The 7,844-nt window shown below is 72.2% G+C and carries 6 protein-coding genes; all 6 read left to right on the top strand.

Annotated features, from left to right (window positions below; translation table 11 throughout):
- Positions 1–147: 147 nt before the first annotated feature.
- The 6 genes from ACWEVO_RS22995 to ACWEVO_RS22970 all read left to right on the top strand — a co-directional run bounded on the left by ACWEVO_RS22995 (position 148) and on the right by ACWEVO_RS22970 (position 7,813).
- Positions 148–1,302, top strand: coding sequence for an ABC transporter ATP-binding protein (locus ACWEVO_RS22995; protein WP_452309591.1), 1,155 nt, complete (start codon positions 148–150; stop codon positions 1,300–1,302).
- The gene (locus ACWEVO_RS22990) at positions 1,299–2,276 is read left to right on the top strand and encodes an ABC transporter permease (RefSeq protein WP_452309590.1); all 978 of its coding nucleotides are present in this window, start codon (positions 1,299–1,301) and stop codon (positions 2,274–2,276) included. The genes ACWEVO_RS22995 and ACWEVO_RS22990 overlap by 4 nt, the downstream gene beginning before the upstream one ends.
- Positions 2,277–2,279: 3 nt before the next feature.
- Complete coding sequence (locus ACWEVO_RS22985; protein ID WP_452309589.1) at positions 2,280–3,317, top strand: ABC transporter permease; 1,038 nt, start codon at positions 2,280–2,282, stop codon at positions 3,315–3,317.
- Positions 3,314–4,321, top strand: a complete 1,008-nt coding sequence (locus ACWEVO_RS22980; protein WP_452309588.1) for an ABC transporter ATP-binding protein — start codon at positions 3,314–3,316, stop codon at positions 4,319–4,321. Before ACWEVO_RS22985 ends, ACWEVO_RS22980 begins: the two co-directional genes overlap by 4 nt.
- A gap of 44 nt (positions 4,322–4,365) precedes the next feature.
- The gene (locus tag ACWEVO_RS22975; protein ID WP_452309587.1) at positions 4,366–5,775 is read left to right on the top strand and encodes a GH1 family beta-glucosidase; all 1,410 of its coding nucleotides are present in this window, start codon (positions 4,366–4,368) and stop codon (positions 5,773–5,775) included.
- A 151-nt stretch (positions 5,776–5,926) separates the two neighbouring features.
- Positions 5,927–7,813 carry a ricin-type beta-trefoil lectin domain protein gene (locus ACWEVO_RS22970; protein WP_452309586.1) on the top strand — a complete coding sequence of 629 codons (1,887 nt, stop codon included), beginning with the start codon at positions 5,927–5,929 and terminating at the stop codon, positions 7,811–7,813.
- The last annotated feature ends 31 nt before the right edge of the window (positions 7,814–7,844 follow it).

Below are 7,844 nucleotides of genomic sequence, written 5' to 3'. Positions count from 1 at the left end.
GTCCCCCCCCCCCGCCCTAGGGGGTGGGAGGGGCCCCGCCCCCCCCCCCCCCCCACCGGCGCCCCCCGGGCCCCCCCCCCCCGCCCGGGGCGGGGGGGGGGGCGGCGGCCCCTCCCCGCACAGGGCAATCCCAGACAGGAACTCGGCATGACGTTGAGCGAGAGCGCGGCGGCGCCGGGCGGCGAGGTGGTGCTGGAGGCCGTCGGCCTGACCAAGCACTTCCCCGTCCGCAGGCGGCTGCGCCACCTCTTCACCCGGACGCCGGCGGTCGTGCACGCCGTCGACGACGTGTCGTTCGCGCTGCGCCGGGGCCAGGTGACCGCGCTGGTCGGGGAATCCGGCTCCGGCAAGTCCACCGTGGCCCGGCTGCTGACCCAGCTCTACCCGCGCACCGCCGGCGACGTCCGCCTGCACGGCCGGTCCACCCGGGTGCGCGGCGGCCGGGCGTTCCGGGCCTATGTACGGCGGGTCCAGCTGATCCTGCAGGACCCGTTCGCGTCGTTGAACCCGGTGCACACCGTCCGATACCACCTCACCCGATCGCTGCGGATCCACGGCAACGCGGGCCGGACCGCCGAGGACCTGGACCGGGCCCTCGCCGACCTGCTCACCCGGGTCCGCCTCACCCCGCCCGAACGCTTCCTGGACGTGTTCCCGCACGAGCTCTCCGGCGGGCAGCGGCAGCGCGTCGCCATCGCCCGGGCGCTCGGCGCGAACCCGGAGGTGCTCCTCGCCGACGAGCCGGTGTCTATGCTCGACGTCTCGATCCGCCTCGGCGTGCTCAACCTGCTCCAGGACCTCAAGCAGCGGCTCCACCTCGCCATCCTCTACATCACGCACGACATCGCCTCAGCCCGCTACTTCGCCGACGAGACGATCGTCATGTACGCCGGGCGCATGGTCGAGGGCGGCGACAGCGAGACCGTCACCCAGCAGCCGGCCCACCCGTACACCCGGCTGCTCATCGAGTCGGCGCCCGACCCGGACCGGATCACCGGCGACGGCGGCGACGAGCCGGCCGGGAGGGACCGCGGCCAGGGCGAGCCGCCGAGCCTGATCCGCCCGCCCGCCGGCTGCCGGTTCCACCCGCGCTGCCCGCACGCCATGCCCCGCTGCACCACGGAGCTGCCGCCCCGGCTGACCATCGCCGACCGGCCGGGCCACTGGGCGGCCTGCTGGCTCTACGACCCGGCCACCGTCGCCGCCGGCGCGCCCGGCTCCGCCGTTCCCGACGCCGACCCGACCGTGCCGCCACCGCCGGCCGCGCAGGAAGGCGCCGCCACCCTGGGTGAGGCACGATGAGATTCCTCCTGCAGCGCACGGTCTTCTACCTGTTCACCGCGTGGGCGGCGATCACGCTGAACTTCTTCATCCCGCGGCTGGTGCCGGGTGACCCGGTCCAGTCCCTGATCTCGCGCAACCAGGGCCGGATCAGCGCCGACGCGATCCAGTCGTTGCGGGTGCTGTTCGGGCTGGACCGGAACGAGAACGTCTGGCAGCAGTACCTCGACTACTGGGGGCAGCTCTTCCACGGTGACCTCGGGCTATCGTTCACCTTCTTCCCGACGCCGGTGTCCACGGTGATCGGCGACAGCCTGCCGTGGACGGTGTGCCTGGTGGGCATCACCACGATCGTCAGCTTCCTGCTCGGCACCGCGCTCGGCGTCGGCGCCGGCTGGCGGCGCGGCTCGTGGGTCGACGGGCTGCTGCCGGCCACCACGTTCCTCTCCTCGATCCCGTATTTCTGGCTGGGTCTGGTCGCCATCGCCGTGTTCACCGGCCCGGGGAGCTTCTTCCCGTCCTCCGGCGGCTACGAGCCGGGCCTGGTGCCGGCCTTCGACCAGTACTTCATCCCGAGCGCGATCCAGCACAGCGTGCTGCCCGCCGCCACCATCCTGGTCTCCTCGATGAGCGGCTGGATCCTCAGCATGCGCAACATGATGGTCACCGTCTCCTCGGAGGACTACATCACGGTCGCCCACGCCAAGGGCCTGCCGGAGCGCCGGGTCGCCCTCAGCTACGCCGCTCGCAACGCGCTGCTGCCCAACGTCTCGGGCTTCGCCCTGTCGCTCGGGTTCATCGTCGGCGGCACGCTCCTGGTGGAGATCGTCTTCTCCTATCCGGGGCTGGGCTACCAGCTCTTCCAGGCGGTCGGTTACAAGGACTACCCGCTGATGCAGGGGATCTTCCTGATCATCACGATCTCCGTGCTGGTGGCGAACCTGCTCGCCGACGTCGCGTACCTGCTTCTCGACCCGCGCACCCGAAAGAGCTGACCGATGGCAATCTCCCCGTCGAGCATCGAACAGGTCATCCCCGGCCAGGGGGCGATGGCCCAGCCGTCCGCGACGCCGGGACGGGCGAAGCGGCGCCGGTTCCGGTTCCTGGCCAACGCCAAGGCGGCGACCGGCCTGCTGATTCTGGCCACCTACTGCCTCTTCGCGGTGATCGGGCCGTGGGTGGCACCGTACGACCCGGACGCCCGCAGCGGCGACGTGCTGCAGGCACCCTCGGCCCGGCACTGGTTCGGCACCACGCACCTCGGTCAGGACATCTTCAGCCAGATCCTGGTCGGCGCCCGCAGCGTGATGGTGGTGGGCCTGGTCGCCGGGGTGCTGGCGACGATCCTGTCCATCCTCATCGGCGTGACGGCCGGCTACCTCGGCGGAGCCGCCGACGAGGGGCTGTCCGCCCTGTCCAATGTGTTCCTGGTCATCCCCGCGCTGCCGCTGATCATCATCGTCACGTCGATCGTCGAGCAGGCCAGCGACACGCTGGTCGCGCTCATCATCGGCCTCACCTCGTGGGCGTGGGGCGCCCGCGTGCTGCGCGCGCAGACGCTGTCGCTGCGGCGCCGGGACTACGTCGAGGCGGCGCGGGCCACCGGCGAGCGGACCGGGCGGATCATCCTGTTCGAGATCCTGCCCAACCTGACCGCGATCATCGCGTCCGGCTTCGTCGGCACGGTCATCTTCGCGGTCATGTCGGAGATCACCCTGGCCTTCATCGGCATCTCGTCGGTCTCGTCCTGGAACTGGGGCACCATCCTGTTCTGGGCGCAGGGCCAGCAGGCCCTCGCCCAGGGCGCCTGGTGGTGGTTCGTCCCGGCGGGGCTGGCCATCGCGCTGCTCGGCACCGCCCTCGCATTGATCAACTTCGGCATCGACGAGTTCGTCAGCCCACGGCTGCGCAGCAGCGGCCGGACCCGGATCCGCACCGCCGACGGGCGCACCGCCCGGATGCGGGTGGGCTTCACCCCCGTGCTGGCCCCGGCCCGTCGGGTGCCGGCGCCGCGAACGAACGGAGTCACCGAATGACGGATCCGGTGCTGGAGATCCGGGGCCTGCGCGTCGACTACGGCCTCGGCGACGCGGCGGTGCACGCGGTGCGCGACGTCGACCTGACCCTGCACCGGGGCGAGGTGCTGGGCCTGGCCGGGGAGAGCGGCAGCGGCAAGTCCACCCTGGCGTACGGGCTGACCCGGCTGCTGCCCCCGCCCGGCGTGGTCAGCGGCGGCCAGGTCGTCTACCACCCGGTGGACGGGCCACCGGTGGACGTGCTGGCGCTGACTCCGGCGCAGCTGCGGGCGTTCCGCTGGGCGGAGACCTCGATCGTGTTCCAGGGGGCGATGAACTCGCTCAACCCGGTGCACCGGATCTCCACCCAGCTGCTCGACGTGATCAAGGCGCACGAACCGCGGAGCACGGCGGCGGCGCGGCGGGAGCGGGCGGGCGAGCTGCTGCGGCTGGTCGGCATCTCCGCCGACCGGCTGGACAGCTACCCGCACCAGCTCTCCGGCGGGATGCGGCAACGCGTCATGATCGCCATGGCGCTGGCGCTGGAACCGCAGGTCGTCATCATGGACGAGCCGACCACCGCGCTCGACGTGGTGATGCAGCGGCAGATCCTCGGCCAGCTCGCCGAGCTGCGCGAGCGGCTGGGCTTCGCGGTGCTGTTCATCACCCACGACCTGTCGCTCCTGGTCGAGTTCTCCGACCGGATCGCGATCATGTACGGCGGCCGGATCGTCGAGGAGGCGGCCGCCGGGCAGCTGTACCGGGGGGCGCTGCATCCGTACACCGACGGGCTGCTGCACTCCTTCCCGGCGCTGCGTGGCCCGCGCCGCGAGCTGACCGGCATCCCCGGGTCCCCGCCGGACCTGCGGGCCATGCCCGACGGCTGCGCATTCCACCCGCGCTGTCCGAAAGCGTTCGACCCGTGCGACAAGAAGCTGCCCCCGCTCGGCCCACCGGGCGACGGGGATCCGCGGCGGAGCGTCGCCTGCTGGCTGCATCCGGCCGCCACGCCCCTGTCCCGCTGACCACCACCGCCGACCGACCACCCGCACGACTCGCGAGGAGAACCATGGACACCGACCTCAGCGGCCCGAGCCTCGGCCAGGCCGACCCGATCGACAGCCTGCCGCCGACCTTCCGGTGGGGGGTGGCGACCTCGTCGTACCAGATCGAGGGTGCGGTGGCCGAGGACGGCCGCACGCCGTCCATCTGGGACACCTTCTGCCGCGTCCCCGGAGCGGTGGCGAACGGCGACAACGGTGACGTGGCCTGCGACCACTACCACCGGATGCCGCAGGACGTCGCGCTCATCGCCGACCTGGGCCTGGACACGTACCGGTTCTCGGTGGCCTGGCCGCGGGTGCAGCCGGGCGGGCGCGGCCCGGCGAACCCGGCCGGGATCGGCTTCTACGACCGGCTGGTCGACGAGCTGCTCGGCCGGGGTGTGGACCCGTGGGTCACGCTCTACCACTGGGACCTGCCGCAGGAGCTGGAGGACGCGGGCGGCTGGCCGAACCGGGACACCGCGTACCGGTTCGCCGACTACGCCGAGCTGGTCTTCGCCGCGCTGGGCGACCGGGTGAAGACCTGGACCACGCTGAACGAGCCGTGGTGCTCGGCGATGCTCGGCTACGCGTACGGCCTGCACGCGCCGGGGCGGCGGAACCTGGGCGACGGCATCGCCGCCGTGCACCACCTGCTGCTCGGCCACGGGCTAGCGGCGCAGCGGCTGCGCGCGGCGGCGGGGACGCCGATCGAGCTGGGCATCACCCTCAACCTGGCGCCGGCGGACCCGGCCACCGACTCGCCGGCCGACCGGGACGCCGCCCGGGCCGCCGACGGCCTGGCCAACCGGATCTACCTGGACCCGCTGGTGCACGGCCGGTACCCCGAGGACGTGGTCGCCGACCTGGCCGCCGAGGGGGTCCACATCCCGGTGCAGGACGGCGACCTGGCGGTCATCGCCACCCCGATCGACGTGCTCGGCGTGAACTACTACTTCGGGCAGCTGCACTCCGGGGTGGACGAGCAGGGCCGGGAGCGGGACGAGCAGGGCCGGCCGGTGCGCCGGGTGGTGCCGCGGGACCTGCCGCGCACCGCGATGGACTGGGAGATCGTGCCGGAGTCCTTCACCGACCTGCTGGTCCGGCTGCACCGGGACTACCCGGGCCTGCCGCTGGTGATCACTGAGAACGGCGCGGCCTTCGCGGACCGGCCGGACGCGGACGGGTACGTCGCCGACGACGACCGGGTGGCGTACCTGGCCGAGCACCTGCGGGCGGTGGCCCGGGCCCGACAGGCCGGCGCCGACGTGCGCGGCTACTTCGCCTGGTCGCTGCTGGACAACTTCGAGTGGGCGTACGGCTACGACAAGCGGTTCGGCATCGTGCGGGTGGACTACGACACCCAGCGGCGCACGCTCAAGCGCAGCGCGCACTGGTACCGGGACACCGTCCGGCGGGTGCGCGGGGAGCGCTGATCCCACTCGGGGACGGCCGCGCGGGCGGATGCCCGGGCGGCCGTCCCGCCGCGCCGCCGCGCCCCGCTGGGGCGCTTTTTTCATGTCTTGACATAAGCAGGTGCGAGCGGTTTTCTCATTCGCGGATGTCGATTTTGCGAAGGGAGCATCCGTGTCCCCCACCACCGCCCCCCGGCTCGCCGGCCGGGCCGCCCTGGCCCTCTGCCTGGCCGCCGGCACCATCGCCCTGTCCCCGCCCCCGGCCGCGCAGGCCGCCGGCGAGACCGTCAACGTCTGGCTCACCACCACCTCCGACGCCGGCGGCCGCACCGTCACCCGGGGCCTGCAACAGCAGAGCCCGCTGAGCTTCGCCGCGTCCAGCGCCGCGGCCACGCACACCGTCACGGTCGACGAGAACACCCGCTACCAGCAGTTCGAGGGCGCCGGCGCGTCCATCACCGACACCACCGCGTACCTGCTGCGCGGCGGGCCGGTCAGCGCGGCCACCCGGGACGAGGTGATGCGGAGGCTGTTCAGCCCCACCGACGGCATCGGCCTGTCGTACCTGCGCAACCCGGTCGGCGCGTCGGATCTGTCCCGCCCCGGCAATGTCTCCCTCGACGACACCTGCTGCGACCTCAACGACTTCGGCGCCAACGGCTACGACACCAACGTGGAGCTGCTGACCGCGCAGGCCAAGCAGCTCAACCCCGGACTGCGGGTGATGGTGGTGCCGTGGAGCGCGCCCGGCTGGATGAAGGACAACGGCCGGATGGACCAGATGGGCTGGCTCAAGTGGGAGTACTACGCCACCTACGCCCAGTACTTCGTGAAGACCATCCAGGCGTACGCCGCCCGGGGCGTGAAGGTCGACTACGTCTCGCTGCAGAACGAGCCGAACTGCTGCCAGGCGAGCAACCCCACGGCGATGGACTACCCGGGGATGAACTGGAACTCCTCGGGGCTGGTCGAGCTGACCAAGAACTTCGTCTACCCGGCGTTCCGCAGCGCGGGCATCACCACCAAGGTCCTGGTGCACGACTGGAACTACGGCGACTACGGCACCATCGGCTCGGGGCTGCTGGCCGACAGCGCGGTCCGCACCGACCCGCTCTTCGGCGGGATCGCCTGGCACGGCTACTGGGGTGACCCGGCGGTCGGCAGCCAGGTGCACGACCAGTACCCGGCGGTGCCGCAGTTCAGCACCGAGCACTCGGGCGGCACCTGGATCGGCAACCAGCACAACGAGGACATGGTCGACATCGTGAACTACGCCCGGAACTGGAGCCGGAGCGTGGTGAAGTGGAGCCTCGCGGTCAACCAGAACATGGGCCCGCACAACGGCGGCTGCGGCACCTGCACCGGCCTGATCACCGTGCACGAGGGCGACTCCCGCGCCGGGCAGGTCGACTACACGATCGAGTACTACACCACCGGCCACCTGACCAAGTTCGTCAAGCCCGGGGCGTACCGGATCGACTCCACCGCCAACGCGACCCTGCAGAACGTCGCGTACCGCAACCCGGACGGCGCCAAGGCGCTGATCGCGCACAACGGCGGCACCTCGGCGCAGTCGGTGAAGGTGGTGTGGGGCGGGCAGTCCTTCACCTACACCCTGCCGGCTCGCACCACCGCCACCTTCACCTGGTCCGGCACCCAGTCCGGCGGCGGCACGCCGACCGGCCTGGTCACCGGCATCGGTGGCAAGTGCCTCGACGTCACCGACAACGCCACCGCCGACGGCACGCCGATCCAGATCTGGACCTGCTTCGGCGGCCCCAACCAGCAGTGGACCCGGGCCGCCGACGGCACCCTCCGGTCGCTGGGCAAGTGCCTCGACGTCGCCGGCGGCGGCACCGCCGACGGCACCAAGGTGCAGCTGTGGACCTGCAACGGCACCGCCGCCCAGCAGTGGGTCTGGACGGCCGGGCGGGACCTGGTGAACCCGCACGCCGACAAGTGCCTCGACGTCACCGGCAACACCTCGGCCGACGGCACGAAGACGCAGATCTGGAGCTGCACCGGCGGCGCCAACCAGAAGTGGACGCTGCCGTCCTGACCCGGCGCCGGGCCGGCGACGCGTCGCCGGC

The sequence above is a fragment of the Micromonospora sp. NPDC003776 genome, from assembly GCF_053605645.1.
Note: the sequence above shows the minus strand (reverse complement) of the source record. Positions and strands in the feature narration are given on the sequence as shown.

Excerpts from the sequence above, each read along its gene's own strand:
- ACWEVO_RS22975 (WP_452309587.1), top strand. The coding sequence starts at position 4,366 with ATGGACACCGACCTCAGCGGCCCGAGCCTCGGCCAGGCCGACCCGATC.
- ACWEVO_RS22985 (WP_452309589.1), top strand. The coding sequence starts at position 2,280 with ATGGCAATCTCCCCGTCGAGCATCGAACAGGTCATCCCCGGCCAGGGG.
- ACWEVO_RS22995 (WP_452309591.1), top strand. The coding sequence starts at position 148 with ATGACGTTGAGCGAGAGCGCGGCGGCGCCGGGCGGCGAGGTGGTGCTG.
- ACWEVO_RS22980 (WP_452309588.1), top strand. The coding sequence starts at position 3,314 with ATGACGGATCCGGTGCTGGAGATCCGGGGCCTGCGCGTCGACTACGGC.
- ACWEVO_RS22990 (WP_452309590.1), top strand. The coding sequence starts at position 1,299 with ATGAGATTCCTCCTGCAGCGCACGGTCTTCTACCTGTTCACCGCGTGG.